Genomic DNA, 25673 nt, shown 5'->3' with positions numbered 1-25673 from the left:
GCCCGCTCCCCCCGTCCGGGAGGACGGCGGGCCGGGGCGGAACGGGAGTCAGTAGCGGAGCAGCCCCGCGTCGATCCGCTCCCAGGCGGACCGCAGTTCGGCGAGCCGGGCCTGCTCGAACGGCGCCCGGTCCGCCTGCTCGCGCGCGTCCCCGGTCAGGCGGAAGAGCTGGTCGCGACCGGACTTGCCCCGGTAGTACTTCCAGTCGCCGCGCCGCAGCGCCCGCTCACCCCGCACCCGCCAGAAGAGGTCCCGCTCGGGCACCTCGGCGCCGCGCAGCAGATGCCCGGCGAGGCTGGTGCCGTCGAGGGGGTACGCGGGGTGGGGGCGGGCCCCGGCCAGGTCGAGCAGGGTCGCGGTCCAGTCGGGCGAGAACACGGGCAGGTCGCTGACCTGGCCCCCGTCGATCCGGGCGGGCCAGCGCAGGATCGAGGGGACGCGGATGCCGCCCTCCTGGAGGGAGCCCTTGTTGCCGGCGAGCGGCCAGTTGTAGGAGAAGCGCTCGCCGCCGTTGTCGCTGGCGAAGAAGACGAGGGTGTCCTGCTCCTGACCGGAACGCTTCAGCGCCTTGAGGACCTGCCCGATCGAGCGGTCGAGGTCCTCGACCATCTCCTTGTACTTCTCGACGGAGCCGCCGTCCTGGTGCCAGAGGGCCGAGCGGTCACCCGCCTTGATGCGGCGGACGATCTCGTCGCTCGCCTCCTTGTCGCCGTCGGCGATCCAGGGCCAGTGCGGGGTGGTGAAGTTCAGGTTGAGCAGCCAGGGCTTCTCGTGGTCGCGGTTGACGTACTCACTCGCCCGCTCGGTGAGGATCCGGGTGTAGTAGCGCAGGTCCTTGTACTCGGCGTCTCCCTCGTAGAGGTCGTACTCGCCGCCGAGGCCGAGCTTGGAGTAGTACTCCAGGGCCCCGCCGAAGTTGCCGAAGAACTCGTCCCAGCCGGAACGGGTGGGCGAGTAGTCGGGCAGGTAGCCGCAGTGCCACTTGCCGATGAGGGCGGTCGCGTAGCCGGAGTCCCGCAGCAGCGAGGCGAGCGTGGGATGGGTGGGCTCCAGGCCGACGGACTTGTCGGCGATCGGCTCGGCGAGCCCGCCCTTCGTACGGCCCGGGTAGCGGCCGGTGTAGAGGCTGAAGCGGGTGGGGGAGCAGGTCGCGGAGCCGGAGTAGGCGTCGGTGAAGCGGACGCCCTCGCGGGCGAGGCGGTCGAGGTGGGGCGTACGGATGTGGGGGGAGCCGTAGGAGGAGAGGTCGGCCCAGCCGAGATCGTCGCCCAGGATGAAGAGGATGTTGGGCCGCCGGGAGTGGCGGCGCGGGTGCGCGGCCCGGAACGGACGCTCCTGCGCGTCGGTCGCGGGGGCCGCCTGGGCGGCGGGCGCGGTGGCGCCGAGGGCGGCCGCGGCGGCGGCACCGGCGGCGACCCCGCCGAGGGCGCGGCGGGACAGGGGCGTGGACATACGGGACTCCAGAAGGGCGTGCGGACGTGCGGGCATGCCTCCGGGGCCCGGCGGGCGGGGGACGGCGCCGCGGGCGGGGCGGGCGGAGGAGCGTGGGGGTACGGCGGGTGAGCGGACCGGCCGTCAGACGCAGCGACAGACGGCGCTCGCGACACGGACGAGGTCCACGTGCCGGCGCTGGACGAGGGTGACCGAGTGGTCACACGAGGGCTGCATGAGGCAGGAGTCTCGTCGAGCCGGAAGGGGCCGTCAACGGCGAACGGGCTGGTTGACGCGCGTAGTTCGCATGATCGAAACGCCGGAGAAATCCTTGCGGGGCCGCGTGCGGCCGACTGTCGAACCGTCAGGCGGAAGCCCTGGGGATGTTGTGCTCCTGCATTCGAATGTAGTACTTCTTATACATGAGCGAGCAGGTGCACAACAGGCTGGCCGTTGTCAGGGCAGAGCGCAAAGTGTCGCGACAGGCACTGGCCGAGGCAGTGGGAGTCCACTACCAGACCATCGGCTACATCGAACGCGGCCAGTACAACCCCGGCCTCGACCTGGCCCTGAAGGTGGCCCGGTTCTTCGGACTGCCGGTGGAGGCGCTGTTCTCCCTGGAGCCGTTCCAGCCGCTCACCGACGAGGTCTACGGGAGGAAGCAGTGATGACCGCGACGCGTTACGACCGACGGATGTACGCCGTGATGAACGACCGACGGGCGGCGGCGGTCTATGCCACCGTGACCCGGCGCCGCGTGCTGGTGGGGGCGCACGTCGTCCTCACCGTCGCCGGCGTGGCCGCCTGGATCGGCACGGTTTTCGGGCCCGGATACGGCCCGGCGATCGTGGTCGCCGTGCTGTTGCTGCCCTGGGTGCTGCTCACCGGCATGCTCAACGGCTCCACGCGCGGACTGCTCGAACTGCGCGGCCGGATGCTCGACGAGCGCCAGCTCGTCGAACGCGACCAGGTCCGCGCCCTGGCCCACCGCATCACCCTGTGGCTGCTCGTGGCCGTGGTGGTCGCAGCCGGCTCCTACGGTGTCCTGACGGACGAGCCCCTGCGGGCGGCCGTGACCCCGGTCCTCGTCGGTGTGCTCGCCGCGCATTGGATGATGCCGTTGTGGGTGGCGGGGCTGCGGGTCAAGGACGACCTGGTCGACGACATGGGCGACATCGGCGAAGTCGGGGCCGGGGCCTGAGGCCCGGGGCCTGCCGCATCCGGTGGCAGGCCCCGCCGGCCGGGTCAGGCTCCCCGGGGGACGGCCTGCTTCGCGGCGGTGACGAAGGCACGGATCAGCTCGTGGTCCTTGACGCCCGGCGCCGACTCGACGCCACTGGACACGTCGACCCCCCAGGGCCGGGCCCGGCCGATCGCCTCGCCGACGTTGTGCGGCGCGAGCCCACCGGCGAGCAGCCATGCGCCTTCGGGCCGGGCCGTCTCGAGCAGGGACAGGTCCCACGGTTCGCCGGAACCGGCCCGGGGCGAGTCGAGGAGGAGGACCTCCTCGCCGTAGGCACCGACCCGCGTGTCGGGACGGTCGCTCAGGGACGTGGCCCGCCACAGCCGGGGGAAGACCTCGGCGGCGGCCGCGAAGTCCTCCTCGCGATAGGCCCTGCCGTGCAGTTGCAGCGCGCCGATGCCGAGGTCTCCGGCCATGCGGGCGGCGTCGACGGCGGGGGTGTCGTTGACCACGAGCACGGACAGGACGCCGGGCGGCACATGAGCGGCGAGCCGTACGGCCCGTTCCGGGTCGAGCCCGCGCACGCTGGTCCCGCTGACGACCAGACCGACGGCGTCGGCCCCGGCCGCGACGGCCACATCGATGTCGGCGACCGTCCCGAGCCCGCACACCTTCACGAACACGTGTCTCTCCTCTGCTGACCCCGGCGTGGCACCCCGAGCCTACTCACCTCCGGCGGCGAGCCGGACACGGATCGACGCCGCCTGCCGGACCCGGCGCCGGGAGCGCGCCGTGGGGACAACGGCCCGGTCCGACCTCCGTGAGGCCTCCGGTCGGCCGGTTTCCGCCCGTGGCACGTGAGGGACGGCGAAGGCGGTGGTGGAGAATCCATCTCGGCTCCGCGCAAGATCGGATAGCGTGCCCGGCCATGGGTGAGCTGATAGTGATCAGGCACGGTCAGACCGAGTGGAGCCTCTCGGGCCGGCACGCCGGCCGGACGGACGTTCCGCTGACGGACGCGGGCGAGGCCGCGGCCAGGGCTCTCGCGCCGAGGCTCGCCCGCCACCGACCGGCCCATGTGTTCAGCAGTCCGCTGAGCCGCGCCATGCGGACCGCCGAGCTGGCCGGTCTGACCGGCGTCAAGCCCGATCCGGACCTGCTGGAGTGGGACTACGGCGGCTACGAGGGCCTGACCGCCGAGCAGATCCGCGCGTCGAGGCCGGGCTGGGACCTGTGGCGGGACGGCGTCGTCCCGGGCGACGCCGACCATCCCGGCGAAGAGCTCGCGCAGGTGGCCGCCCGCACCGACGCCGTACTGGACCGGATTCGCCCGCTGCTGAGCGGCGGCGACGTCGCCGTCGTCGCGCACGGTCATCTGGCACGGGTGCTCACCGTGCGCTGGCTCGGCCTCGACGCCTCGGCCAGTCGCCTGCTCGGCCACCCGCACCCGGGCACGCTCGGCTTCCTGGCGATCGAGGACGGGCAGCCGTTCCTCTCCGCCTGGAACGTCCCGTAGCAAGGGCACACCGGGACGCGAGGTCCGGCCGGGACCTGTCCGGCGGATCATGGCCGGGGCGGCTCGATCACAGGTGGCCGGGTGAGGGCCGGCAGACCCCGTGCTCCCAGGCCCAGGCGGCGATGCCGACCCGGTTGCGCACTCCCAGCTTGCGCTGGACGCTCGCCACGTGGTTCTTCACCGTCCCGGTGGCGATGAAGAGCCGCGCCGCGATCTCTGCGTTGGTGCCGCCGCCGGCCAGCAGCGTCACGATCTCCCGCTCACGGTCGGTCAGCGGCTCCGCTCCTTCGTCCGGGTCCGTCGCGGTCGGACCGGCGGTGAGTTCGCGCAGCAGCCGGACCGTGACCTGCGGACTGATCAGGGTGTCCCCTACCGCCGCCGCGCGGACCGCCTCGATCAGCAGGGTCGGACCCGATCGTTTGAGAAGGAAACCCGCGGCGCCGTTTCGGAGCGCGGCGTGCACGTACTCGTCCAGGTCGAACGTGGTCACCACGACCACCCGGAGAGGGGCGGCCACGTCGGGGCCGGCCAGCAGGCGGGTGAGTTCGAGCCCGTCGATGCGCGGCATGCGGATGTCGGCGAGGACCACGTCCGGCCGCAACTGCCGGGCCAGCTCGACCGCGGCGCCGCCGTCCGCGGCCTCGCCGACGACCTGGATGTCCGGCTGGGCGTCGAGGACCATCCGGAAGGCACTGCGGATGCTCTCCTGGTCGTCGGCGAGCAGGACGCGGATCGGGCCGGTGTGGGGCGGTGCCGTGGTCGTCGAGGTGTCGCTCATCGGGGCTGGGCCTTTCCGGGGCGGTAGAGGGCGGGAAGGGAGGGGCGGCGGGTGCCTCGGTCGCCCGCGAGCGGCAGCTCGGCCGCCAGGTGCCAGCCGCCGCCGGGGCGGGGCCCGGCCGTCAGCGATCCGCCGAGCGAGGTCACCCGCTCGGCCAGGCCGGGCAGCCCCAGCCCACCGGCCCGGTCGCCCTGCTGCCGCGACCGGCCGGCGGCGGCACTGTTGCTGACGGCGACGGTGAGTCCGGACGCCGACCGGTCCAGCGTCACGGTCACGTCGGCGTCCGGCGCATGGCGACGCACGTTGGTCAGCGCCTCCACCACGATCCGGTACCCCGTGCCGGAGACCTCGCGGGCGACCTGGTCGAGCAGGCCCGGGGCGATGGCGAGTTCGATCCGGCCCGCGCTCGACTCGCGGAAGCGCCGGACCAGTTCCGGCACCTCGTCCAGGCCCTTGACCGTGTGTCGGGGATCGCCGTCCCGCTGGTCGTGGAGCATGTGCACGGTGCGGTCCATCGCGGCCAGAGCCCGAAGCCCGGCCTCCTCGACCCGCCGCAGCGCATCGAGCGCGACACCCGGATCGTCCGACCCGAGAAACCGCCCGGTCTGCGCCTGCGCGACCATCTCGCTGACGTCGTGGGCGACGAAGTCGTGCAGGTCCCGGGCCAGATCCTGGCGCTGCCGCCGCCGGGCCTCGGCCACCGAGCTGACCCGCCGGGCGTCCAGCACCCGCAGATACACCCCGCCCGCCGCCGCGCCGGTCGCCAGCAACGACCAGAAGACACAGGCGCCGACGATGCCACGGACCGAGTCGATGCTCCAGGCGCGCAGCACCCACAGCGTCACCGCGACGTGGGCCAGCGTTCCGGCCGCGATCGCCTGCGGCGGCGGGGCGTGGCGTGTGACCGGCACCAGCACGGCGAGCAGCGCGACGGCTTCCAGCGTGCCCACCGTGCCCGGCCCGGGGCCGGTCGCTCCGGACGGATGAGCGACCGTCACGACGAGCGACACCGCGGCGGCGGCTCCGGTCGCCCAGGCGATCAGCGGACGCGACCGCGACCGGCCCGCGAAGACGAACAGCGCTGCCGCGCCGGACAGGACGGCTGGGACCGTGATGATCAACACAACCCCGACGGTACGCGTGCGGGCACCGTGTGCGCCTGTGTCTTTCGGCACGGCCGCGACCGGCCCGCCCGCGATCTCGGTGCCCAACGGCACATGTCCGCACGGGTGGCGGCCCGACCACGCTTGAGGCATGACAGCGATCCCGTCGGCCCCACCGACCACCGCCCCCACGTCCGAGCGCACGAAGCGGGGCTCCGCGAAGCCGAAGTACGTCCCTGGCACCCCCCGTTGGGCTCAGCTCGCCGCGCACGCGGTCCCGCTGGTGGTGCTGCCCTCCAGCATCTGGCGGCTGCTCCTGGCCGCCGGAGTGTCCGGGGCCGACCACTCCGCCAACCCGGGCTACCACTCCCGGCTCAGCGACTACCTCTACGTCCTCCTCCTGTCCGTGGTCTCCGAGGGGCTCGCGCTGCTGACCCTCGGTCTGGTCAAGCCCTGGGGCGAGGTCTTCCCGGGCTGGATACCCCTCCTGGGCGGACGCCGCGTCGCGATCAAGGCGGCGGTGATCCCGGCGACCGTCGGCGCGGCCCTGCTGATGCTGCTCGTCGCGTACTTCTTCCTGAACCCCGTCCTCTTCCACATCCACTTCACGCCGTCGATCGGTGACAAGGGGACGGCGACCTCGCACCTGGAGGTCAGCGGTTGGTCACAGGCGCTGTTCGTGGCCTGCTACCTGCCGCTGGTCGCCTGGCCGGTGCTGCTCGGCGCCGTCACCCACGCCTACTACCGCCGCCGCACCACCACGAAAGGACGCTGAGATGAGCGAGCCCGCGCCTCACGGGCGGCTCCGGACCGCCTGGGCCGCCTTCCACACCCCCGTGGCGGGGGTCTCGCGCGGTACCCGCCTCATGGCCGCCGTCATCCCGTTCACCGTGCTTCCCGCGAGCATCTGGCGGATCGCCGGGATCACCTTCCACCTGCCACTCGACGGCGGTCTGCACCCGGGGCGCGGGCAGGTTCCGGCCTGGCTGCCGATGGAGTTCTACGTCCTCCTGATCTCGGTCCTGTCCGAAGCGCTGGCGCTGCCGGCCTTCGGCCTGATCGCGGGCTGGGGCGAGGTGTGGCCACGCTGGATCCCGCGCCTGCGAGGCCGGCCGGTCCCGGTGCTCGCGGCCGTGATTCCCGCGGGGCTCGGTGCAACGATCCTGACCGCGATGTGGAGCTGGGCCACCGTCACCGAGGCCTTCGGCCGGACCGCCGACTGGCGGCCGCTGCCGCCCGACAACCCGATGACCCTGCACGACTGGCACTCGGCGCTGATGGCCGCCGCCTACGCGCCGCTCCTGCTGTGGGGCCCTCTGCTCGGCTGGCTGACCGTCGCCTACTGGCGGCGCCGTGCGGGGCACAGGCCCCGGCCCGCCGCGACAGTGGCCGGCGTGGCGCCCCGATGAGACGGCGCCTTGCGCTCGCGCTCCTGGATACCCACCGGTCACCGTTCCACCAGGGCCGGCGCGCCAAGAATCCCCTGGGCGGCGCTTCCCTGTCCGGGCGCCGGCAGGGGGGCCTGAGGGCCCCACCTGGGCGATCCGGTACGACGGGAATCCATTCCGGCGCGCCACACCAGAGAGCCCGGTTAGCCTCCTCGACATGCCCATTGAGATGAACGACACCGTGCGCAGCCTGCTCGACGTACCGCACCCGGCCGTCTTGTCCACCCTCAACCCTGACGGCAGCCCGCAGAGTTCGGTGGTCTGGGTGAGCCGTGACGGCGGCGAGCTGCTGATCTCCACCGAGCAGGGCCGGCGCAAGGAACGGAACATACTCCGCGACCCACGCGTCGGCCTGACCGTCTTCGACCTCGCCAACCCCTACCTGTACGTCGAGATCCGCGGCACGGCCACCGTCACCGAGGACGCCGACCGCGCGGTGGCCGTCCGCATCGCCGAGGAATACCTCGGCCCGGGTGGCGGCAAGGAGTACCTGGAGGCCCCGCCGGAAGAGGTTCGAGTGGTCGTCCGCATCACCCCGACCAAGATCCTCGGCAACGCCACCAGGACCGCCTAGTTCTGTCCGGCGAGTCATGGGCTGCCAATCCGACAGCCACATGATCGGCCGGACGCTGTCTAGAGGCCGACGGCCCGACGGCTGGGCACCGCGCAGGCCGCGGTGCCTCCCGGCATGCGGTGACGGTTGACGGCCACCAGTCGATACACACCGTGGGCGACCCACCGTACGGGCGGCAGCGTGAGCAGCGCTCCCGCCAGGGACCACCCGCCACCCGCGCTCAGCAGTGCCTTCGCGACAGCCTGGGCGCCCCCGTACACGACGCCGCCGGGCGTCACCCACAGCACTTCGTGTTCGGCGCGCGCCGCTGTGATGCCCAGAGCGTCCAGATCCGCGAACTGCCAGGGCGTCGTCTCGCAACGAGGACGAATGCGCCGCTCGGCGAATCTCACCGAGGTGGTGCAGAAGCCGCAGTCCCCATCGAAAACAAGTACAGGCCGAGTCCGCATGCATCCATCATGCCGCGTCCGCACCCCGGCGGTCAGGGAGGGGCTCGCCGCGACGTCGAGCGTGGGGACGGGCGGGCGGTCGTCCGGTCACTCCCGGGCGTGGGCGTCGGCCGCGGGACGCGCGGCGTCACTGTCCGCGCCCAGGCCGGCGAGGAGGCGCAGCCCGTCCTCGGCGGGGCTGCCGGGCGCCGCCGACAGCACCAGCAGCTCCATGCCCGACTCGTCGGGCAGCGCGAAGTTCTCCTGGTGCAGTTCCAGCAGCCCCACCAGCGGGTGCCGGTACGCCTTGCGGCCGTGGGTGCGGGCGCGGACGTCCGCGCGGGCCCAGAGACGGCGGAACCGTTCGCTGCCCATCGCGAGCTCGCCGATGAGCGAGGCGAGACGCGGGTCGTCGGGATGCTTCCCGGCGGCCAGACGGAGGTGTCCGACCACGTCGAGGGTGCATGACTCCCAGTCCGCGTAGAGGCCGCGCTCGGTCTCTTCGAGGAAGATGTGCCGGGCGGTGTTCAGGCCCGGAATCGGCCGCCCGTAGAGGAGCTGGGCGAGACGGTTGCCGGCGAGGACGTCCAGTCGCTGGTTCATGATCAGCGCGGGTGCGTCGGCGACCAGGTCGAGGACGCGCAGCACCTCCGGCCGGAGGCGTCCGCCCGGTGCCTTCGCGGGGCGGCGGCGCTGCCGGGCGAGCCGGTAGAGGTGCCCGCGTTCGGTCTCGTCGAGACCGAGGACACGGGCGAGCGCGTCGAGGACCTGCTCGGACGGCTGGGTCGCGCGCCCCTGCTCCAGGCGTACGTAGTAGTCGACGCTGACTCCCGACAGGTGCGCCACCTCTTCACGGCGCAGCCCTTCGACCCGGCGGCGGCTGTCGGTGGGGATGCCGACCGTTGCCGGATCGACCCGGGAACGCCGGGTCCGCAGAAAACCCGCAAGATCGTCCATGCCCCCAGTATGGCCTCGCCGGCGCCCCGTGAAGGTGGCCCTGCCAGTACCAGGAACGCCGGTCCGACGGAAGCGGCGCCCCTGAACACCGCACGCCGCGGCGGGCAGAGTCGACGGCATCCGATCCCGAGGAGTTGCCATGAAGACGCTGATCGTCCACGCCCACCCGGAGCCGAAGTCGCTCAACAGCTCGCTGAAGGACCTCGCGGTCTCCACGTTGGAGGCCGCCGGGCACGAGGTGCGGGTGAGCGATCTCTACGCGATGAACTGGAAGGCGGTCGTGGACGCCGCCGACTACGGCCCGGAGGCGTCGAGTCCGCTGAGGGTCGCCCGCGACTCGGGCCGGGCCTTCGAGGCCGGGACGCTCACCCCGGACGTCCGCGCCGAGCAGGAGAAGCTGCTGTGGGCCGACACGATCATCTTCCAGTTCCCGCTGTGGTGGTACACGATGCCCGCGATCCTCAAGGGCTGGGTGGACCGGGTGTTCACCTACCGGTTCGCGTACGGGGTCGGCGAGCACAGCGAGACCAAGTACGGCGAACGCTTCGGCGAAGGCACCCTCGCGGGCCGGAGGGCTCTGCTGTCGGTGACCGTCGGAGGTCCGGCGTCGCACTACTCCGCACGCGGGATCAACGGCCCCATCGAGGACCTGCTGTTCCCGTTCCACCACGGCATCCTCTACTACCCGGGCATCGAGGTGCTGCCCCCGTTCGTGCTGCACGGCACCGACCGGCTGACCGACGAGGCCTACCCGGAGGTCGCCAAGGCCTGGGAGCAGCGCCTGCTCAGCCTGGATTCGACCGAGCCGATCGCGTTCCGACCGCAGAACTTCGGCGACTACGAGATCCCCTCACTGCACCTGAAGGAGGGCCTGGAACCGACGGGCCGCACGGGCTTCGGGCTGCACGTGCGGGGCTGACCACGGACGCCGGGGCCGGCGGGCCGGGGAGGCGGTCTCGGGCGTTGTCCCAGAACGCCCCACGGCCCGCCGCTCCTGTCACGTTCCTCCCGGCTGTTCCGTCAGTGCTGTGCAGCCGCCGGCGAGCGTGCCGGAGGTACCGACCCACTGGAAGACGGAGAGTCCCTGTCATGACGAACACCGCCGCTGTTTCGATCTCCCGCATGCCGAACCCGGGCGAGTTCGTGCCCGAGCTGGCCGACGTCAGTGCCGCGCTCTTCCGCGCCACCGGCAACCGATCCGTTCCCCGTACGACGATCAACCTGATGCACCTGCGGGCGGGCCAGATCGTCCACAACACCTACCTGACCGTCCTGAACACGGGCTTCCTCCGCAAGGCGGGGGAGTCCGAGGCGCGGATCACCGCGGTCGCGTCCTGGCAGGACGCCCCCTACTTCACCCCCGCCGAGCGCGCCGCGCTCGCACTGGTCGAGGCCACCCTCCAGCCCGCCCCGCACGGCCGTGAGCGGGTCACGGACGAGGTGTACGCCGAGGCGGCCCGGCACTACGACGACAAGGCGCTGGCCACCCTCACCATCGCGATCGGCCAGATCAACTTCTTCATCGCCCTCGCCGTGATCGGCAAGCCGCAGCCCGTCGAGTCCCTCGCCGACCAGCAGTGGGACTGACGAACGACCCGGGCCCCGAACGCGGCCGGGGGAGACCCGCTTGACCCTCACGTGGCGTGATGCCGCATGGTCGGTGGCATGGAGGAACACCTGACCGTGGGACGTGTCGCCGAGCTGGCGGGCGTGAGCGTCCGCACGCTGCATCACTACGACGAGATCGGTCTCGTACTACCGTCCGCGCGGACCTCCGCCGGATACCGGGCCTACTCGGCGGGCGACGTGGAGCGACTGCGGGAGGTGCTCGCCTACCGGCGGCTGGGCTTCGGACTGCGGGAGATCGCCGATCTCGTCGACGATCCGCACACCGACGCGGTCGCGCACCTGCACAGGCTGCGAGGCCTGCTGCTGGACCAGCGCGACCGCGCGGCCGCCATGGTCACGGCCATCGACAGGGAGCTGGAGGCACGCGCGATGGGGATCAGGACGACACCGCAGCAGCAACTGGAAGTATTCGGGGCTCAGTTGTACGAGGCCATCGGCTCCGCGTACCCGGCGACGCGACGGACCGAGCCGCGGATCGCCGCGAAGGTCTGGGACGCGCTCGGGGACGCGCGGACGGTACTGAACGTCGGCGCCGGCACCGGCTCGTACGAGCCCCCGGACCGCGAGGTGACCGCGGTGGAGCCGTCGGCGGTCATGCGGGCGCAGCGTCCCGCGGGCGCGGCGCCGTGCGTGGCCGCCACGGCGGAGAACCTGCCGTTCGCGGACCAGTCCTTCGACGCCGCGATGGCCTTCAGCACCGTGCACCACTGGCAGGACCCGATCGCGGGGCTGCGCGAGATGCGGCGGGTGGCCCGGCGCGTGGTGGTGTTCACGCACGACGACAGCGAGACCGGTTGGCTTCATCGGTTCTGGCTCACCCGGGACTACCTGCCCGAAGTCGCGGGCCTGGTCGCCGGGCGGCCCTCGGTGGACCGACTGGCCGACGCGATCGGGGCCCGTCTGGAGCCGGTGCTCATCCCGTGGGACTGCGCCGACGGCTTCCTGGAGGCCTACTGGCGCCGCCCCGAGGCGTACGTGGAGGAGCATGTGCGCCGCGCGGTCTCGGTATGGACCCGGGTCGGGCCACAGGCCGAGCGGCGGGCGGTGGAGCGGCTCCGGGAGGACCTCGCCTCCGGCCGGTGGGCCGAGCGCAACCGCGAGCTCGTGGGCCTCGACGCGGCGGAGCTCGGACTCCGCCTTCTCGTGGCGTGAACTGCCGCGGGGCGTAGGTCGCATAGGTCGCAAGGACACACGGACCGGGGACTCGCCTTGGCAGGGGTGACAGGAGTCGAACCTGCGACATCCGGTTTTGGAGACCGGCGCTCTGGCCATCTGAGCTACACCCCTTCGGTGTGCCTGCAGCTTGGCACGAGGGTGGAGCCGAGCGCCAATCGATTTCCTGGACGGGCCGTGAGGCCGCCCTGCCGGCATGGGGCAGAGTGGAGGTCATGCTTGCTGACCATCAAGAACTCGACGTGGTCGTCACGGCCGTGGCCTCCGTGGGGATCGTTGTCCGGGCGGACGCGTACGAAGGCTTCATCGACCAGGCCAAGCACCCCTCGTGGTGGTCCGAGGCTCCCCGTGCGGCGGTCGGGGACCGGATGCGCGCAGTCGTACTGGATGCCACGAGGACTCCGCCCCGGCTGAGCGCTCTGCCGAGCGACGTCCGTGTGGCCCGAAGCCTGCGCCATACGGAACCGCTGACGCGCCTCTGCCCTCCTCCCGCACCAGGTCGGACCGTTGAATGGGCCGTCGTGGAGGAGGCATTGGGCGTCGCTCTGCCGGCCGACTACAAACGGCTGGTCGAGATGTACGGCGGTGGAGTCTTCGCAGGTGCGCTCTGGCTGCTGGAGCCCGACTGCCCGGACGCGATGTACGACCTGGTGGCTCAGACCGCGGAACGCGAGGAGATCCTTGCCGAACTCTGGGCAGCGGGCGAGGACAGGCCTCCACAGCTCCGGGGTGATGTCAGGCTGGTGCCCTGGGGGTACGTGGAGGGTGCCGGACACGTCCTCTACTGGCTGGTCCGGCCCGGTGTCGAGCCGGAGGAATGGACGGTCGTCCTCAACGAGGGGCGAGGTCCTCTGTGGGAGGCCCATGCGGCCTCGTGCAGCCGGTTCCTCCTCGACGTGGTGGCCGGCACGACGTCGTCGTACTACTTCACAGACCTCGACGACCCGGTCGACCAGGACGAGAGGACGTCCTTCGCACCCAACGCGCAGATCCTCGGCCGGTGAGGAACGGGTTCCTTCTGTTGCTCCCGCCGAGGCGGTGCCACGGGCTCAGCGGTCCAGGGCCGAGTCGAGGGTCATCGCCGCGGTGATGAGGGCGAGGTGGGTGAAAGCCTGCGGGAAGTTGCCCAGTTGTTCGCCGGTCGGGCCGATCTCCTCCGCGAACAGGCCGACGTGGTTGGCGTAGGTGAGCATCTTGTCGAAGGCGTACCGGGCCTGGTCCAGGCGGCCGGCCCGGGCGAGGGCGTCCACGTACAGGAAGCTGCACAGGGAGAAGGTGCCCTCGGAGCCGCGCAGGCCGTCGGGGGAGGCGGCCGGGTCGTAGCGGTAGACCAGACTGTCGGAGACCAGTTCGCTGTCCATCGCGTCCAGGGTGGACAGCCAGCGCGGGTCGCGCGGAGCGATGAAGCCCGAGATCGGCATCAGGAGCAGTGACGCGTCCAGCACCTCGCTTCCGTAGTGCTGCACGAAGGCCCGCCGCTCGGTGGACCAGCCGTGTTCCATCACCTGGTGCAGCACCGCGTCCCGGGCGGCGGTCCAGCGGGCCAGGTCGGCGGGGCGGCTGAGCCCGACGGCCATCCGTACCGCGCGGTCGAAGGCGACCCAGCACATCATCCGGCTGTACGTGAAGTCCTGGCGGCCGCCGCGCGTCTCCCAGATCCCCTCGTCGGGGCGGTCCCAGTTGTCGCACAGCCAGTCCACCGTGGCGGCGAAGCGCAGCCAGCCGTCGTAGCCCGCCATCTGGGCCAGGTCGCGCGCCTGCGCGAAGGCGAAGACGGCCTCGCCGTAGATGTCGAGCTGGAGCTGGTCGGCGGCGCCGTTGCCGGCGCGGACCGGGGCCGAGCCGCGCCAGCCCTCCAGATGGTCCAGTACCTCCTCGTGCAGGTGCGGGTCGCCGTCCACCCGGTACATGATCTGCAACGGCTCGCCGCTGACCGTGCCACCGGCCCGGAGCCGCGCGCCGAGCCAGCGGCGGAAGGCGTCCGCCTCCTCGGTGAACCCCAGATCGACCATGGCGCGGACCGACAGCGAGGCGTCCCGGATCCAGGTGTAGCGGTAGTCCCAGTTGCGTTCGCCGCCGACCTGCTCGGGCAGGCCCATGGTGGCCGCGGCGACCGGTGCGCCGCTCGGGGCGTACGTGAGGAGCTTCAGCGTGATCGCCGAGCGGTTGACCTGCTGCTGCCAGCGGCCCCGGTAGCGGCAGCGGCCGATCCATTCGTGCCAGAAGGAGCGGACCTTGTCGAATTCGGCGCGCAGACTCGCCTCGTCCGCCGGCGGGGGCGGCGGGGCACCGGGCGCGTCCAGGGTCAGTACGGCGGCGGCGCGCTGACCGGCGGTCAGGACGACCTCGGCGTGGACGTCGTCGCCGTCGCGCCGCAGCTCGACGGCGCCGAGGACCTGGAGGTGCGTGGTGGCCGTGGCGCCCGTGAAATGCGCGGTGGTGCCGTCGAGGACCAGTCCGTGCCGTTCCCGGCCGTAGTCGAAGCGCGGCCGGCACTCCACGGTGAAGCGGACCGTGCCGCGCACCACCCGCAGGACCCGGATCAGGGTGTGCCGGTCGGAGGCCACCGTCGGGTCGGCGGCGAGCGGCATGAAGTCGGCCACCTCGCCGACCCCGTCGGGGGTGAGGAAGCGGGTGAGGAGCACCGCGCTGTCGGCCAGGTACAGCTGACGTACCGTCGTGCCCGGCGTGTCGACGGTGATCGAGAAGTGGCCGCCGCGCTGGTGGTCCAGCAGCCTGCCGAAGATGCTCGGTGAGTCGAAGCGGGGCGAGCAGAACCAGTCCACCACGCCTTCGGCGGACACCAGCGCGCACGTCTGCAGGTCTCCGATGAGTCCGTGGTCGGCGATGGGCGGGTAGCGGTGCATCGGCACGGTCCTCGTGGGCTGGGGGTGGTGGACGGCCCTCCCCATCACCCTCCGGCCGGCCGGTGATCCGGGCCATCGGAACTGCGCCGAACAGGGGATACGAGCCGGCGTCGGCGGATCGCACCGCGCCCCGCTGCGGCACCGCGTCCGCAGCGCGACCCATGAGCCGCGCCGTCCGACCTCTTCGCCCGGTGACCCAGGTCACAGGGAGATCCTGTCAGGGATCGGGCCGCTGTCTCGTTCAGGGTGCACGTGAACGAGACAGGAGCAACGAGATGAAGCACCGTATCGTCGTACTCGGCGCCGGATACGCCGGGGCCTTCGCCGCCGGAACCCTGGCCCGTCGGCTCTCTCCCCTCGACGTCGAGATCACCGTCGTGAACGCCCTGCCCGAGTTCGTCGAGCGGATGCGGCTCCACCAGCTCGCGAGCGGTCAGGACCTCGCGGTCCGCCGGCTCGCCGACGTCTTCGCCGGCAGCGGCGTACGGCTGCGCCTGGCGCGCGTCACCGGCGTCGACCCGGAGCGCGGGACGGTCGCCGTGACCGGCGACGACGGTGACGACGAGCTCGGGTACGACACGCTCCTCTACACGCTCGGAAGCTCCGTGGCCCGTCATGCCGTCCCCGGCGTGGCCGAGCACGCCTTCGACGTGGCCGGCCCGTCCTCGGCGCTGCGCCTGCGCGAGCGTCTCGCGGGCCTGGGCGAGGGCGGCACCGTCCTGGTCGTCGGCGAGGGGCTCACCGGCATCGAGACCGCCACCGAGTTCGCGGAGTCCCGGCCGGACCTGTCGATCGCGCTGGCCGCTCGCGGTGAGCTGGGCGCGTGGCTCTCCCCGCAGGCCCGCCGCCACCTGCGGCGAGCCTGCGACCGGTTCGGCATCACGGTTCACGAGCACACCGGCATCGAAGCCGTCGGGCCGACCGGGGCGGTCGCCGCCGACGGCAGGTCCATCCCGGCCGACGTGACGGTGTGGACGGCGGGGTTCGCCGTGCACCCCCTCGCGGCAGCGAGCGGCCTTGAGGTCGCCGGGACCGGCCAGATCGTCGTCGACGGCACCATGCGCTCGGTCTCCCACCCGGACGTCTACGCGGCCGGTGACTGCGCCCACGTGATCGGCGAGAACGGCCGCCCGCTGCCGATGTCCTGCGCCTCGGCCGGTTTCACCGCCATGCAGGCGACCGGTGCGATCGTCGCCCGCCTGACGGGCGCCAAGCTCCCTGAGGTCGGCATGAAGTACTACGGCAACCACATCAGCCTCGGCCGCCGGGACGCCATCTTCCAGATGGTGGACGGGCAAGCCCGGTCGAAGTCCTGGTACCTGGGCGGCCGGGCCGCCGCGCGACTCAAGTCGGGCATCGTCCGGTCGGCCGCGTGGAGCGTCGGCCACCCGACCTTCGGCGCGCCGGGGCGTCGGCGGCGACTGGTCGCGGCGCCCGTCGCGGCCCGTCCCACGGCCGCCGCCTAGGCTGCCCGCATGGACAGCGCGGTGATCGCACGGTTCGAGGCCGGCCGGGACCGGCTGGCCTCGCTCGCCTACCGTCTGCTCGGCTCCGCGGCCGACGCCGAGGACGCCGTACAGGACGCGTTCCTGCGCTGGCAGGCCGCGGACCGGGACCACATCGAGGTGCCGGAGGCGTGGCTGACCAAGGTCGTCACCCATCTCTGCCTCGACCGGCTCCGTTCGGCACAGGCACGCCACGAGCGCGCCGCCGGGGACTGGCTGCCCGAGCCACTCCTCGACGGCGACGTGATGCTGGGCCCCGCCGAGACCTTCGAGCAGCGCGAATCGGTTTCGTTGGCCGTACTGACCCTGATGGAGCGCCTCTCGCCGCCCGAGCGGGCCGCGTACGTCCTGCGCGAGGCCTTCTCGTACCCCCACGCCGAGATCGCCGGGATCCTCGACATCACCGAGTCCGCGAGCCAGCAGCACGTCCACCGGGCCCGGCGCCGGATCACCGCCGAGCGCCGCGGCGGCGCCGAGGTGGACCCCGCGGCCGCGCGCCGGATCGTCGAGGAGTTCCTCGCCGCCGCCGCGTCGGGGCGCACCGAACGGCTGGTGGCGATGCTCACCGCCGACGCGACCGCGGTCTCGGACGGTGCCGGACTGGCCAGGCGACTGCTGCGGGCCACGACGCGCGAGCGCATCGCCTCCTCCGTACGGGCCGGGTTCAGGCCGACCGAGGCGAAGCGGCGGCTGGCGGGCGGCACGCCCGCGTTCCACATCGTGCTGGTCAACGGTTCCCCGGCCGCCGTCGCCGTGGTCGGCGACCGGGTCGTGGGCGCCGTGGCGTTCGAGGTGAGCGACGGGCGGATCGCGTCCCTGTGCGGCATCGCCGCACAGGGACGGCTCGCGCGCCTCAACGAGGCCTGGCGGCACCACGTACCCGACGAGCCGGCCATCAGCACGTGGTGACCGGGACCGGCACGGTCCGGCGGTCGGAGTGGCGGCCCTTCAGCGCTTGACCCGGTTGCGGACGGCGAGGGCGGTCAGGCCGATCAGGGTGGGTTCGAGGATGCGCGAGGCCATCTCGACGTAGGTGCCGGTCGTGGTGAGGTCCTGGCCGGAGGAGCGGAACACGACGGAGTTGATGACGACTTTGAGGGCCTTGTCGAACCGTTCGTCCGACATGCGACGGCCGTAGGCGCCTTCGGGGTTGACGGGGTCGGCCTTGTCGGTCGTGAGGCTGATGGCCGTGCCGGAGATGTGGCCGGTGCTGCGTGGCAGGGGGTCGTCCTTCGGTATGCCCCACAGCATCATCGCCACGACCGTGGCGCTCATGGCCAGCAGCAGCCAGCCGAGGGCGCGCATGGCGCGCAGGCCGTACCCCGAGGCCGCCCAGTACAGGTGGAGCAGTGCCCGCTCGCTCCAGGGCGATTCGTGGTCGTGGCGCCGCATCTCCATCTCGCCGTAGTAGAAGTCGGCGGCTCCGGGCTCGTTCTTGGCGTCTTCGAGCGCCTTGCGCAGCTGTCGGTAGACCGGCGCGAGCGCCGCGGCCTCGCGTACGTCCGTGCCTGCCGGCGCGTGGGTCCATCCGGTGGTGTGCGCTCTGGCGGCCCGCCAGTGATGCTCCTCGACGAGGGTGCGGCGGCGCGTCCAGCGCACCGGCCGCCATCGGCGGAGACGTATCCCCGGAGGGGCCTGGGGGAGTGGGCAGCGCCCCTCCAGTCTCAGCTGGTCGAGGTGCACGGTCTCGGTGAACAGGCACTGGGTCAGGTCGACATCGGCGAGGAGCAGGTGAGCCGCGTCGGTGCCCCGCAGGGAGACGACGCGTACCCGCGGATCGGTGAGCCCGTCCTCCTCGGCCTCGGTGCCGTCGTCGGTGACGAACGGGCGGGAGCGGCCCGAGACGCTCACGGGGAACTCCAGGACGGCGTCGCCGAGGTCCAGGGTGGCGTGGCGGAGCCGCAGCGCCGCGGTCGACCCCCAGCGCGTCCGTCGGCAGCGTACGGCCGTGGTGGCCGCCTCGATGGTGACCGCGGACTGGAAGCCGGCCTCGGACAGGTCGAGCAGCCCCGGCAGCACCAGGGGGCCGAGTCGTGCCGTGCGCTGGAACGTGGCCTTCCGGAAGGAGACGTCTCCGCGTATGACAGCCCGGTGGAACTCCGCGTCGCGGGTGATCACCGCCCCGGTGAAGACGGCGCCCGTTCCGAAGTGGGCGTCGCCGAAGGAGACGTCCTGCCCCAGGGTGGCACCGCCGAAGTCGGCGCCCCGGTGGAACACCGCCCCGTCGAACCAGGCCTTGCGGGAGAACGCCGCCTCCGTGAACCGGGCGTCCTGAAGGAACTCCGTCCCGTCGAACCAGGCCTCGCCCGCGACGGCCAGGCCGGTGAAGGCGGCCACCTCCCCGAACACGACCCCGGTGAACTCCGCCCGCCCGCCGGTGCTCAGCCCGTCGAAGACGGCGCGACCGTCGACCCGTTCGACCTGGAACCGCAGAGCTCCACCGATCGTGGCCCGGGCCATCCAGACTCCGCCGCGCATCCGCACCCCGCCGTGCGGATCCGCCCCGTCGAACCGGACATCCCCCGCGACCGCCATCTCACCGAAGCGGGCGTCCGACCCGAACCGGGTCGCGCGGAAGCGGACACCGCCGTCGAAGCGCGCCTGCCCGAAGGACGCCACACCGGTGAAGTCGACCCGGTCGAACCGCACGTCGCCACTGAACCGCGCCTCGTCGAACTCGGCGCGCCCCACGAGGTGCCGCCCGCTCACCGGGTCCACGAGGGCGCCGAGCAGTTCGTCCAGAAGGGTCTGGGTGAAGGGCGTGCCCCGGTGGTCCAGGTCGGCGCCCGGCAGCAGGGAGGCGTGGTACGCGGCGCGCTGGGCCGCGCCGAGGTGCGCCAGGCACGCGGTGTGGGGTTCGGTCCTCCGGCCGCGGCAGCGCCCCGCGGCACCGTGGTGGTCGCAGGGAGGCCAGTCGGGGACTTCGGACGCCGCGGCGTTCGATGGCGAGATGATGTCCGTACTCCTTGTTCCCTCGGCTCCGGGACACGTCCCCCCGGCCACGCACCGGAGAGGTCGCGCCGGTCAGTTGCTGTACAGGATGATGACCTTGCGGTCGGAGCGGTGGGGCCCGTCGGCCGTGGCTTCCACCACCCATTTGCCGGGCCCGGCCCGGAGTTCCGCCCGGTACAGCTCAGACCCCGTCGCGGTGAAGACGACCGGCTCCTTGGTGGGCCGACCGATGCGCCAGATGTGGGCCTGTACGTTCCGCTCGCGCAGGCCGGTTCCCACGACGGACGCGGCGAACGGCTTGTCCGCGGTCGCGGATTCGGGGGCGTAGACGGAGATCTGCTCGTCGCCGGCGAGCATGCCACCGGCCGGCTCGCCCTTCCGGACGGCCGTGAGCACCTCGCCGACCGCGGCGGCGCCGGCCAGGTCGGCGTGGCGGTGTTCGGTCCAGTGCATGGCCGTGGTGTCCCGCAGGGCCCACTCCGCGACGGCGGACTCGCCGGGTACGGTTCCGTCGCCCGGCGCGAGGAGGCTCTCGTCGCGCCGGGCGAGCAGCCGGGTGCCGTCGGGGGTGAGCCCGACGGTCCGCTCCGTGGGGAAGGCGGTGCTGCCGACACAGAGGACCTCGTAGGGGAGGCGGCCGCCGGCGTCGGTGTGGCGGTGCGCCTCGCGTGCCTGCTGAAAGACGCTGTGGAAGGACACGGCGTCCTCGACCAGGGCGGTGGGCAGGTCGGGGACGGGGTAGCGGTGGTCGTCGAGGGTACGGAGGCGGCTCTTTCCCTCGACACGGACCGCGTCGTAGACGGGCAGCAGCTGGGCCACCGACGGCCAGCTGAGGGCGAGGTCGCGCAGGGCCTCGTTCAGCGGCCGGGCGTCCGCGCCCGGGGCCTCGTCTTCTCCGACGGCGTTGCCGGTCAGGAGCCGGACGGCCTGGGCCAGGCCCTGCTGGGGCGTGCCGAGCGTGACCAGAGTCCTGGCGGTCTCCCGTCCGCCCGAGCATTCGAGGTAGTGGCGACCGACGAGTCCTCCGGTGGAGTGGCAGACGAGCACGACCTTCGGGTCGTCCGGGCGGTCGGGATAGTGGCTGTCGACCTGCTCGGACCACCGGGCCAGTTCTCGCTCCACCCGCACCTTGAGAAGGTCGGCGGTCAGCCGGTGGGACAGGCGCCAGTCGTAGGGAAAGGGGACGAACTGGCCCTCGACCGGATCACCGAGGGCCGCCCGGATGTCGGGGTACCCCATGCAGGACAGCAGCCCCGGCATCGCGTCCGGAACCATGAGCAACTCGTCCGCCGCCGGCCGGAAGCGCGCGTCCGGCATCCCGTCGCCGAGGCCCGGAGGAAGGACGAGCCCCGCCGGGGCCGGGGCCGGCGGCCCGCTCCCGAGCAGGGCCTCGCTGTACTCGCCCCAGAGGTCCTGGCCGTCCTTGGTCAGCCGAGTGCCGAGAAACCCCGGTACGAAAACCACGAGATCGTGCTCCACCACGTCCTCCTCATGTCACGGCCGCCACGCGGCACGAGAGTTCCTACCCCGCGAAGAAGGCGCCGGGCAGCCGGATCAGGTCACATCGGTCCATGCCCTGGAGAGCCACCACCAGGCCCGCCGGGTCCAGGGCGGCGTCCACCGCGTGCACGGTGTATCCGCGCCAGGGGACGCCTTGTTCGTGGAGCCAGCCGCGGGCCGTCACGTCCCAGATCCGCAGTGCCGTGCGTTCGCCGCACACCAGCAGCAGGGGCCGCTCGGGCGGACCCGCGAACGCCAGCGCCGTCACCCCGTCGGCGTCTCCCGGGAGCCGTCGGGGAGCCAGGGCGAATCCGGCCGAGCAGTCCTTCACGTAGATGCCGCCGTCCACCCAGGCCAGCACGGGGAAGGACTCCTCGTCCTCGGGGTCGTACCGTTCGCCCAGCGTCAGATGGGCCGGGCGCATGGACGTGAGGGGGTGCTCCGTCGAGCGGCGCTCCTCACCGTGCTTCCACAGGCGCAGTCCGTCGCTGAGGTCGGTGGCCAGCCAGTACGTTCCGTCCCGCATGACGCGGGCGTCGACGCCACAGCACTGCAGCCCCGCCCACGTCGGTTTGCCCTCGCTCCAGCCGTCGGAGCCGTCGGCCGGCATGTCGGCGTGGACGACACTGCCCGCGTCCGGGACGCAGACCCGCAGCCTCGTCGCGGAGGAGTCGACGGCGAGGCCGAGGGACGGGACGCGTTCGCCCGCGTCGCCGCGGAGCCGGAGGTCGTGCCGAGCCTCGACGGACAGGCCGTCCTCGGACAGCCGCCACATGCGGACCGTGCGCTCCGCGGCGGCGACCACCGCCCAGCCGCCCGCTGTGTGCACCGCCGCCACGGCGGTCACCAGCTTCTGGTGGGTGAGGACCGTGAGCGGGTCCGAGGCGGACGCGCCCGGCCCCGGGCGGGAGACCAGGATCTGCTCGCCCCAGGTCCGGCACAGCAGCGGCGGCCCGTCGGGTGCCTGGGCCAGGGCGAGGGCGGGCGTCTGGTTGCCGGGTCGCCGCCGGGTGCCGTGTCCGGCCTTCAGCGCGGAGGCCACGTCGAGCATGCGGATGTCGGGGCCGTCGGCGACGGCGAGCATTCCTCGACCGCCCGGTTCGAAGGCCATGGCTCCGTCCCGGGGCGCGGTGAGCTGGAAGACCGCTTCCCGGTGGGGCGGATCGAGGGCCCAGACGCGGACGGTGACCTCCTCGTAGCCCGCGAGGAGGAGCTCGCCGCCGTGACGGCCGAAGGCGAGGCCCCGGGCGGGGGAGTCGAGTTCCCGGAGGAGCCGTACCGTGGGCGGCGCGAGAGGCGCCGCCGGGTCGGTCTCGCAGTGCCAGACACGAATGCGCCGGCCGTCGGCCACGGCGATCCAGCCGTGCCGTACGTCGCCCGGCCTCTGCGCCGCCGCACCGTCCCCGCCCTCGGAGACGGCCGGCCCGGAGGAGTGCACCGCGCCCGGACGCGCCGGTTCGGAGAACGCGGCGGCGGCCTGGGCGGGCGCGGCGAGTTCACCGAGGTCCGTGCGTGTCTCCCCGAGGCGGTCGGCTCCGCTGAGGCCCGGGTGCACTTCGAGGAGTTCGGCACGGGCTCCGGCGGCGAGCACGAAGAGCCGGGATCCCATCGGCAGGGCTGCCAGCCGGTCGACGTTCATGCGGCGGATGTCCGTCAGCGGGGTTCCCTGCCGGGGCATGTCACCCTTCCAGGACCACATCCACATGCGCCGCCCGTCCGCGGCGAGAACGACGGTCCCCGACGCCCTCTCGGCCGCGGCGAGCGCCCCCACCGCACCACCCCAGCGATACACGTGATCCGGCAGGCGGGATCCGGAGCCCCAGAAGTACACGGCCCCCTCGTCACGGGCGACAGTGGTCCGGTGCGGACCCGTCCCCACCTCCCGCACCTCGGTCAGGGCACTGCCCCGCCCGTCCGAAGAGCCGCGGGTCCGGCGGGTCAGCAGCCTGGTGCCGGACTCCGGATGCAGGACCAGGACCTCCCCGCGCCCGCCCGCGGTCAGCGTGTCGCCGAGCACGAGACCCGCCCCCGCCCCCGTACCGGCACGCCAGCTCAGCGCCATGGCCCCGCCCAGGGGGGCCGCCCGCCGCCACTCCACCGGATCCGGGCTCCGGTCCGTCCAGTACTCCTGCCACGGCAGGAAGCCCTCCCTGCCCGCCAGCGTCCGGTAGGCCCCCTCCCGGTGCGAGACGAAGGCGGTGGCCCTCAACAGCGCCTTGCGGGACGCCAGGGCGTCCGCGGAGATCGGGAAGGCGGCCGCGCCGAAGAAGCCCGCCACCCGCCCGTAGAGGGCCGCCTCGTCGCAGTCGCGTGCGAGTCCGGCCGCGAGCGGGAGCATCACGTCCGGGTCGGTCCGCAGCAGGAAGTCCACGTCCTCGAAGAGCCGGCGCAGTTCCCGCGGCCCCGCCTGCGCGGCATGGGCGCCCAGATACCCGCAGGTGTACGCGTCCGCGTCGCTCCAGTCACGCGCGCTCTGGGCACGCAGGGCCTCCAGGACCCGCTGGTGAGCGGCCTGCGTGTCGAGCCCGGCACCCGCCAGGAAGAACTCGCCGTAGCTGGGATGGGCCAGCTGATAGGTCGTGTACGCCGCCCCGTCCCCGTGCCGGGGCCTCTGGGCGGCGACGATGCCACCGCCGGCGCTCCCGCACACCTGCCGCAGATCACCGAGACCGAGCTCGGGCGTCCCCGGGTCCCGCAGGGCGTTGGCCATGGCCAGCCAGGTCCGTCCTGGTGGCAGGCCGGAGCTCTGCAGCACGGCCGGCGCACGCAGCACCTCGTGCGCGCGCTCCGCACCCCGCTGCCCCCGTAGATGCCGTACCTCCTCGGCGAGGCGTTCGTGCAGGTCCATGCCGCCCGAACGCATCCAGGACGACAGTTCCTCCTCGCCGACGGCCAGGGGCCGGCGGGCCAGTTCCGCCGCGGCGAGCCGTGCGACCAGGAACGAGCCGTGGCTGCCCGCCGCGATCAGCCGGGCACTCTGGTCACGGACGTCGGCCGCCTCCCGCCCCGCGTACGGGGAACCCTCGACGTCGAGTACCGACAGGGCCATGCCGGAGATGCTCCGCCGTGCCTCCTCGTCGTCCCCCAGGACCACGGCGCCCACGCTCTGGTCCAGCGTGTCGAGCAGCGACTCCTCCTCGGAAGGCGCGGTCGTACGCCGGCGGGGCTGGGCCCGGGTCCCGACGACGACGCGTACACCCGAGAGCGCGGCCAGAGGGTTGAGCAGGTGCCGGGCGATGTCGTGGGCCTGGTCCGCCAGCGCTTCGTCGAGCGCGTCGAACAGCAGGTTCAGGGAGCCGACCCTGGAGACGAGGCGGTCGACGGCAGTGCGGCACTGCTCCGCGGTGACAGACCCTTCGGGCAGGGCCTCCATCTCCTCGAAGTGCGACAGCACCTGCCACAGCGCCGTGACCAGCGAGTGGACCGAGTGACCCCGGCAGCTCAGGGCGGCATGCACCGTGCCCGTCCTCGGCAGCGTCGACGGATCGACCCCGGCCCCCAGGGTCTCGCGCCGCTCCGGCGTCGAGGCCAGGGCCAGCCGCCCCAGCAGAGCGGTCTTCCCCGCCCCCGCCAGGCCCGTCACGACGAGCAGCCCCCTGGGGTGGGTGTCCATCCATCGCACGATCCGCGCCAGGGCGCCCTGCCTGCCCGCGAAGTGGCGCCGGAGATGGCCGTCCTTCTCCAGCCCGAACGGTTCGGCCTCGGCCCACGGCGTGCGCCCCACCAGCGTCGCGGGCGTGTAGATGCGACGCTCGCCGTCCCGGAAGTGAGGGTTGAGCAGGAACCCGTTCGGCAGCGCCCGGACCTCGGTGAACCCCGGGCGCTGCGCCGGCTCGTCGAGACCGGAGGCCGCGGCCTCGGCGTCCACGGCGTCCCGCAGATAGGGCAGGGGCAGATAGAGCGCCGACGGCTCGAACGGGCGGGCGTGGTCCGGTGCCACGAACTCCGGTTTGGTCAGAGCCTCCTTCAACCATCGCACCCAGCGGCCCTCGGCGACCTGCGCGTCGAACCCCGAAGTGCCGATGACGGCGAACCCCGACCGCCGGTTGTGCCGCGCCCACGTCACACTCCGGTGCTCCAGGTCCAGCGCGTGACGCAGGGCGGCGGTGAGATGGTCGTGGGAGGAACACGCGTCGATGACCAGAAGCGTGTCGGTCTCGCAGTCGGGGCGCAGCAGACGGTCCACCAGATCCGTCAGGGCGACGGCCTGTCCGGGCACGAAGCGCCCGGACACCCAGGAGTCGGCGCAGGCCAGGAAGTACCCCTCCGGCCCCCGGTGGACACCGTGCCCCGTCCAGTACAGGATCTTCCGCTCGGCGTCGTGGGCGAGGAAGTCCTCCAGGGCGCCCCAGAGCTGCCGACGGCCGGCCCCCGCCTCGTCGAGGCGCCTGTGGTCCCCGAAACCCAGCCGGTCACGGGTGATCTCACCGAACTCGTCGCGGACGCCCGCCAGATGCGGCCGTCTCAGCTCGTGCCGCCTCGCCTCGTCGGGATGCGCGTAGTCGGACACCGCCACGGTGCCCACGAGCGACGAGGACCGCCGCGCGGACCGGACATGAGACAAGTCGGTGCCCACATCACTCCGTATCATGAAGCTGTCTGCGGCCAAGGTTCTGATGATCAGTCAAT

23 protein-coding genes and 1 tRNA gene are annotated in these 25673 nt (G+C 72.7%); 12 read left to right on the top strand and 12 right to left on the bottom strand.

The window, feature by feature from the left end; translation table 11 throughout:
• Positions 1-48 precede the first annotated feature (48 nt).
• Both IE237_RS07320 and IE237_RS41600 read right to left on the bottom strand, forming a co-directional pair.
• The gene (locus IE237_RS07320) at positions 49-1452 is read right to left on the bottom strand and encodes a sulfatase family protein (protein ID WP_229842409.1); all 1404 of its coding nucleotides are present in this window, start codon (positions 1450-1452) and stop codon (positions 49-51) included.
• A 123-nt stretch (positions 1453-1575) separates the two neighbouring features.
• Positions 1576-1668: a putative leader peptide gene (locus tag IE237_RS41600; protein ID WP_368858562.1), complete on the bottom strand. Its 93-nt coding sequence runs from the start codon at positions 1666-1668 to the stop codon at positions 1576-1578.
• A 185-nt stretch (positions 1669-1853) separates the two neighbouring features.
• Between IE237_RS41600 and IE237_RS07315 the strand changes: the two genes are divergently transcribed.
• The gene (locus IE237_RS07315; RefSeq protein WP_189800977.1) at positions 1854-2099 is read left to right on the top strand and encodes a helix-turn-helix transcriptional regulator; all 246 of its coding nucleotides are present in this window, start codon (positions 1854-1856) and stop codon (positions 2097-2099) included.
• Positions 2099-2632 (top strand): hypothetical protein, encoded by a 534-nt coding sequence (locus tag IE237_RS07310; protein ID WP_189800976.1) that lies wholly within the window; start codon positions 2099-2101, stop codon positions 2630-2632. Before IE237_RS07315 ends, IE237_RS07310 begins: the two co-directional genes overlap by 1 nt.
• Positions 2633-2676: 44 nt before the next feature.
• On the opposite strand, the gene IE237_RS07305 is transcribed toward IE237_RS07310, so the two are convergent.
• Positions 2677-3297 (bottom strand): phosphoribosylanthranilate isomerase, encoded by a 621-nt coding sequence (locus IE237_RS07305; protein WP_189800975.1) that lies wholly within the window; start codon positions 3295-3297, stop codon positions 2677-2679.
• Positions 3298-3542: 245 nt separating this feature from the next.
• Here IE237_RS07305 and IE237_RS07300 point away from each other — a divergent pair, with 245 nt between their 5' ends.
• Complete coding sequence (locus tag IE237_RS07300; RefSeq protein WP_189800974.1) at positions 3543-4130, top strand: histidine phosphatase family protein; 588 nt, start codon at positions 3543-3545, stop codon at positions 4128-4130.
• Positions 4131-4197: 67 nt separating this feature from the next.
• Here IE237_RS07300 and IE237_RS07295 read toward each other — a convergent pair whose 3' ends face one another.
• Together IE237_RS07295 and IE237_RS07290 are read right to left on the bottom strand one after the other, a co-directional pair.
• Positions 4198-4908: a response regulator gene (locus tag IE237_RS07295; RefSeq protein ID WP_189800973.1), complete on the bottom strand. Its 711-nt coding sequence runs from the start codon at positions 4906-4908 to the stop codon at positions 4198-4200.
• Complete coding sequence (locus tag IE237_RS07290; RefSeq protein WP_189800972.1) at positions 4905-6032, bottom strand: sensor histidine kinase; 1128 nt, start codon at positions 6030-6032, stop codon at positions 4905-4907. Before IE237_RS07290 ends, IE237_RS07295 begins: the two co-directional genes overlap by 4 nt.
• A 130-nt stretch (positions 6033-6162) precedes the next feature.
• Here IE237_RS07290 and IE237_RS07285 point away from each other — a divergent pair, with 130 nt between their 5' ends.
• The 3 genes from IE237_RS07285 to IE237_RS07275 all read left to right on the top strand — a co-directional run bounded on the left by IE237_RS07285 (position 6163) and on the right by IE237_RS07275 (position 8033).
• Positions 6163-6786, top strand: a complete 624-nt coding sequence (locus IE237_RS07285) for a hypothetical protein (RefSeq protein ID WP_229842408.1) — start codon at positions 6163-6165, stop codon at positions 6784-6786.
• Position 6787: 1 nt separating this feature from the next.
• Positions 6788-7420 (top strand): hypothetical protein, encoded by a 633-nt coding sequence (locus IE237_RS07280; protein ID WP_189800971.1) that lies wholly within the window; start codon positions 6788-6790, stop codon positions 7418-7420.
• Between the two features lie 196 nt (positions 7421-7616).
• On the top strand, positions 7617-8033 hold the full coding sequence (locus IE237_RS07275; RefSeq protein ID WP_189800970.1) for a PPOX class F420-dependent oxidoreductase: 417 nt from the start codon (positions 7617-7619) through the stop codon (positions 8031-8033).
• A 59-nt stretch (positions 8034-8092) separates the two neighbouring features.
• On the opposite strand, the gene IE237_RS07270 is transcribed toward IE237_RS07275, so the two are convergent.
• Positions 8093-8482, bottom strand: a complete 390-nt coding sequence (locus IE237_RS07270; protein WP_189800969.1) for a thiol-disulfide oxidoreductase DCC family protein — start codon at positions 8480-8482, stop codon at positions 8093-8095.
• Between the two features lie 87 nt (positions 8483-8569).
• Positions 8570-9418, bottom strand: coding sequence for a helix-turn-helix transcriptional regulator (locus IE237_RS07265; protein WP_189800968.1), 849 nt, complete (start codon positions 9416-9418; stop codon positions 8570-8572).
• Between the two features lie 139 nt (positions 9419-9557).
• On the opposite strand from IE237_RS07265, the gene IE237_RS07260 reads away from it, so the two are divergent.
• The 3 genes from IE237_RS07260 (at position 9558) to IE237_RS07250 (ending at position 12199) form a co-directional block, all read left to right on the top strand.
• On the top strand, positions 9558-10337 hold the full coding sequence (locus IE237_RS07260; protein WP_189800967.1) for an NAD(P)H-dependent oxidoreductase: 780 nt from the start codon (positions 9558-9560) through the stop codon (positions 10335-10337).
• 170 nt (positions 10338-10507) lie between these two features.
• Positions 10508-11005 carry a carboxymuconolactone decarboxylase family protein gene (locus IE237_RS07255; RefSeq protein ID WP_189800966.1) on the top strand — a complete coding sequence of 166 codons (498 nt, stop codon included), beginning with the start codon at positions 10508-10510 and terminating at the stop codon, positions 11003-11005.
• Between the two features lie 78 nt (positions 11006-11083).
• Positions 11084-12199, top strand: a complete 1116-nt coding sequence (locus tag IE237_RS07250) for a MerR family transcriptional regulator (protein ID WP_189800965.1) — start codon at positions 11084-11086, stop codon at positions 12197-12199.
• Positions 12200-12257: 58 nt separating this feature from the next.
• Here the strand turns inward: IE237_RS07250 and IE237_RS07245 are convergent.
• Positions 12258-12334, bottom strand: a tRNA-Trp gene (locus tag IE237_RS07245).
• Positions 12335-12435: 101 nt separating this feature from the next.
• Here IE237_RS07245 and IE237_RS07240 point away from each other — a divergent pair.
• Positions 12436-13224 carry an SMI1/KNR4 family protein gene (locus IE237_RS07240; protein WP_189800964.1) on the top strand — a complete coding sequence of 263 codons (789 nt, stop codon included), beginning with the start codon at positions 12436-12438 and terminating at the stop codon, positions 13222-13224.
• 45 nt (positions 13225-13269) lie between these two features.
• Here the strand turns inward: IE237_RS07240 and IE237_RS07235 are convergent, their stop codons facing one another.
• Positions 13270-15087 (bottom strand): glycoside hydrolase family 15 protein, encoded by a 1818-nt coding sequence (locus tag IE237_RS07235; protein WP_189800963.1) that lies wholly within the window; start codon positions 15085-15087, stop codon positions 13270-13272.
• Positions 15088-15362: 275 nt separating this feature from the next.
• Here IE237_RS07235 and IE237_RS07230 point away from each other — a divergent pair, with 275 nt between their 5' ends.
• On the top strand, positions 15363-16553 hold the full coding sequence (locus tag IE237_RS07230) for an NAD(P)/FAD-dependent oxidoreductase (RefSeq protein WP_189800962.1): 1191 nt from the start codon (positions 15363-15365) through the stop codon (positions 16551-16553).
• A 9-nt stretch (positions 16554-16562) separates the two neighbouring features.
• Positions 16563-17501 (top strand): sigma-70 family RNA polymerase sigma factor, encoded by a 939-nt coding sequence (locus IE237_RS07225; RefSeq protein ID WP_189800961.1) that lies wholly within the window; start codon positions 16563-16565, stop codon positions 17499-17501.
• A gap of 39 nt (positions 17502-17540) precedes the next feature.
• Here IE237_RS07225 and IE237_RS07220 read toward each other — a convergent pair whose 3' ends face one another.
• From IE237_RS07220 to IE237_RS07210, 3 genes are read right to left on the bottom strand one after another with little or no spacing between them, the layout of a single operon-like run.
• A complete protein-coding gene (locus IE237_RS07220; RefSeq protein ID WP_229842401.1) occupies positions 17541-19595 on the bottom strand; it encodes a pentapeptide repeat-containing protein in 2055 nt (684 codons plus the stop codon).
• Positions 19596-19616: 21 nt separating this feature from the next.
• Positions 19617-21023 carry an esterase/lipase family protein gene (locus IE237_RS07215; protein ID WP_189800960.1) on the bottom strand — a complete coding sequence of 469 codons (1407 nt, stop codon included), beginning with the start codon at positions 21021-21023 and terminating at the stop codon, positions 19617-19619.
• 43 nt (positions 21024-21066) lie between these two features.
• Positions 21067-25560 (bottom strand): ATP-binding protein, encoded by a 4494-nt coding sequence (locus IE237_RS07210; RefSeq protein WP_229842400.1) that lies wholly within the window; start codon positions 25558-25560, stop codon positions 21067-21069.
• Positions 25561-25673: the final 113 nt, after the last annotated feature.

It is taken from the genome of Streptomyces tanashiensis (genome assembly GCF_014648895.1).
GTDB classification, from domain to species: domain Bacteria; phylum Actinomycetota; class Actinomycetes; order Streptomycetales; family Streptomycetaceae; genus Streptomyces; species Streptomyces tanashiensis.
Note: the sequence above shows the minus strand (reverse complement) of the source record. Positions and strands in the feature narration are given on the sequence as shown.

Excerpts from the sequence above, each read along its gene's own strand:
- IE237_RS07315 (WP_189800977.1), top strand. The coding sequence starts at position 1,854 with ATGAGCGAGCAGGTGCACAACAGGCTGGCCGTTGTCAGGGCAGAGCGC.
- IE237_RS07235 (WP_189800963.1), bottom strand. The coding sequence starts at position 15,087 with ATGCACCGCTACCCGCCCATCGCCGACCACGGACTCATCGGAGACCTG.
- IE237_RS07250 (WP_189800965.1), top strand. The coding sequence starts at position 11,084 with ATGGAGGAACACCTGACCGTGGGACGTGTCGCCGAGCTGGCGGGCGTG.
- IE237_RS07320 (WP_229842409.1), bottom strand. The coding sequence starts at position 1,452 with ATGTCCACGCCCCTGTCCCGCCGCGCCCTCGGCGGGGTCGCCGCCGGT.
- IE237_RS07240 (WP_189800964.1), top strand. The coding sequence starts at position 12,436 with ATGCTTGCTGACCATCAAGAACTCGACGTGGTCGTCACGGCCGTGGCC.
- IE237_RS07295 (WP_189800973.1), bottom strand. The coding sequence starts at position 4,908 with ATGAGCGACACCTCGACGACCACGGCACCGCCCCACACCGGCCCGATC.
- IE237_RS07310 (WP_189800976.1), top strand. The coding sequence starts at position 2,099 with ATGACCGCGACGCGTTACGACCGACGGATGTACGCCGTGATGAACGAC.
- IE237_RS07275 (WP_189800970.1), top strand. The coding sequence starts at position 7,617 with ATGCCCATTGAGATGAACGACACCGTGCGCAGCCTGCTCGACGTACCG.
- IE237_RS41600 (WP_368858562.1), bottom strand. The coding sequence starts at position 1,668 with ATGCAGCCCTCGTGTGACCACTCGGTCACCCTCGTCCAGCGCCGGCAC.
- IE237_RS07265 (WP_189800968.1), bottom strand. The coding sequence starts at position 9,418 with ATGGACGATCTTGCGGGTTTTCTGCGGACCCGGCGTTCCCGGGTCGAT.
- IE237_RS07280 (WP_189800971.1), top strand. The coding sequence starts at position 6,788 with ATGAGCGAGCCCGCGCCTCACGGGCGGCTCCGGACCGCCTGGGCCGCC.
- IE237_RS07225 (WP_189800961.1), top strand. The coding sequence starts at position 16,563 with ATGGACAGCGCGGTGATCGCACGGTTCGAGGCCGGCCGGGACCGGCTG.
- IE237_RS07255 (WP_189800966.1), top strand. The coding sequence starts at position 10,508 with ATGACGAACACCGCCGCTGTTTCGATCTCCCGCATGCCGAACCCGGGC.
- IE237_RS07285 (WP_229842408.1), top strand. The coding sequence starts at position 6,163 with ATGACAGCGATCCCGTCGGCCCCACCGACCACCGCCCCCACGTCCGAG.
- IE237_RS07260 (WP_189800967.1), top strand. The coding sequence starts at position 9,558 with ATGAAGACGCTGATCGTCCACGCCCACCCGGAGCCGAAGTCGCTCAAC.
- IE237_RS07300 (WP_189800974.1), top strand. The coding sequence starts at position 3,543 with ATGGGTGAGCTGATAGTGATCAGGCACGGTCAGACCGAGTGGAGCCTC.
- IE237_RS07270 (WP_189800969.1), bottom strand. The coding sequence starts at position 8,482 with ATGCGGACTCGGCCTGTACTTGTTTTCGATGGGGACTGCGGCTTCTGC.
- IE237_RS07230 (WP_189800962.1), top strand. The coding sequence starts at position 15,363 with ATGAAGCACCGTATCGTCGTACTCGGCGCCGGATACGCCGGGGCCTTC.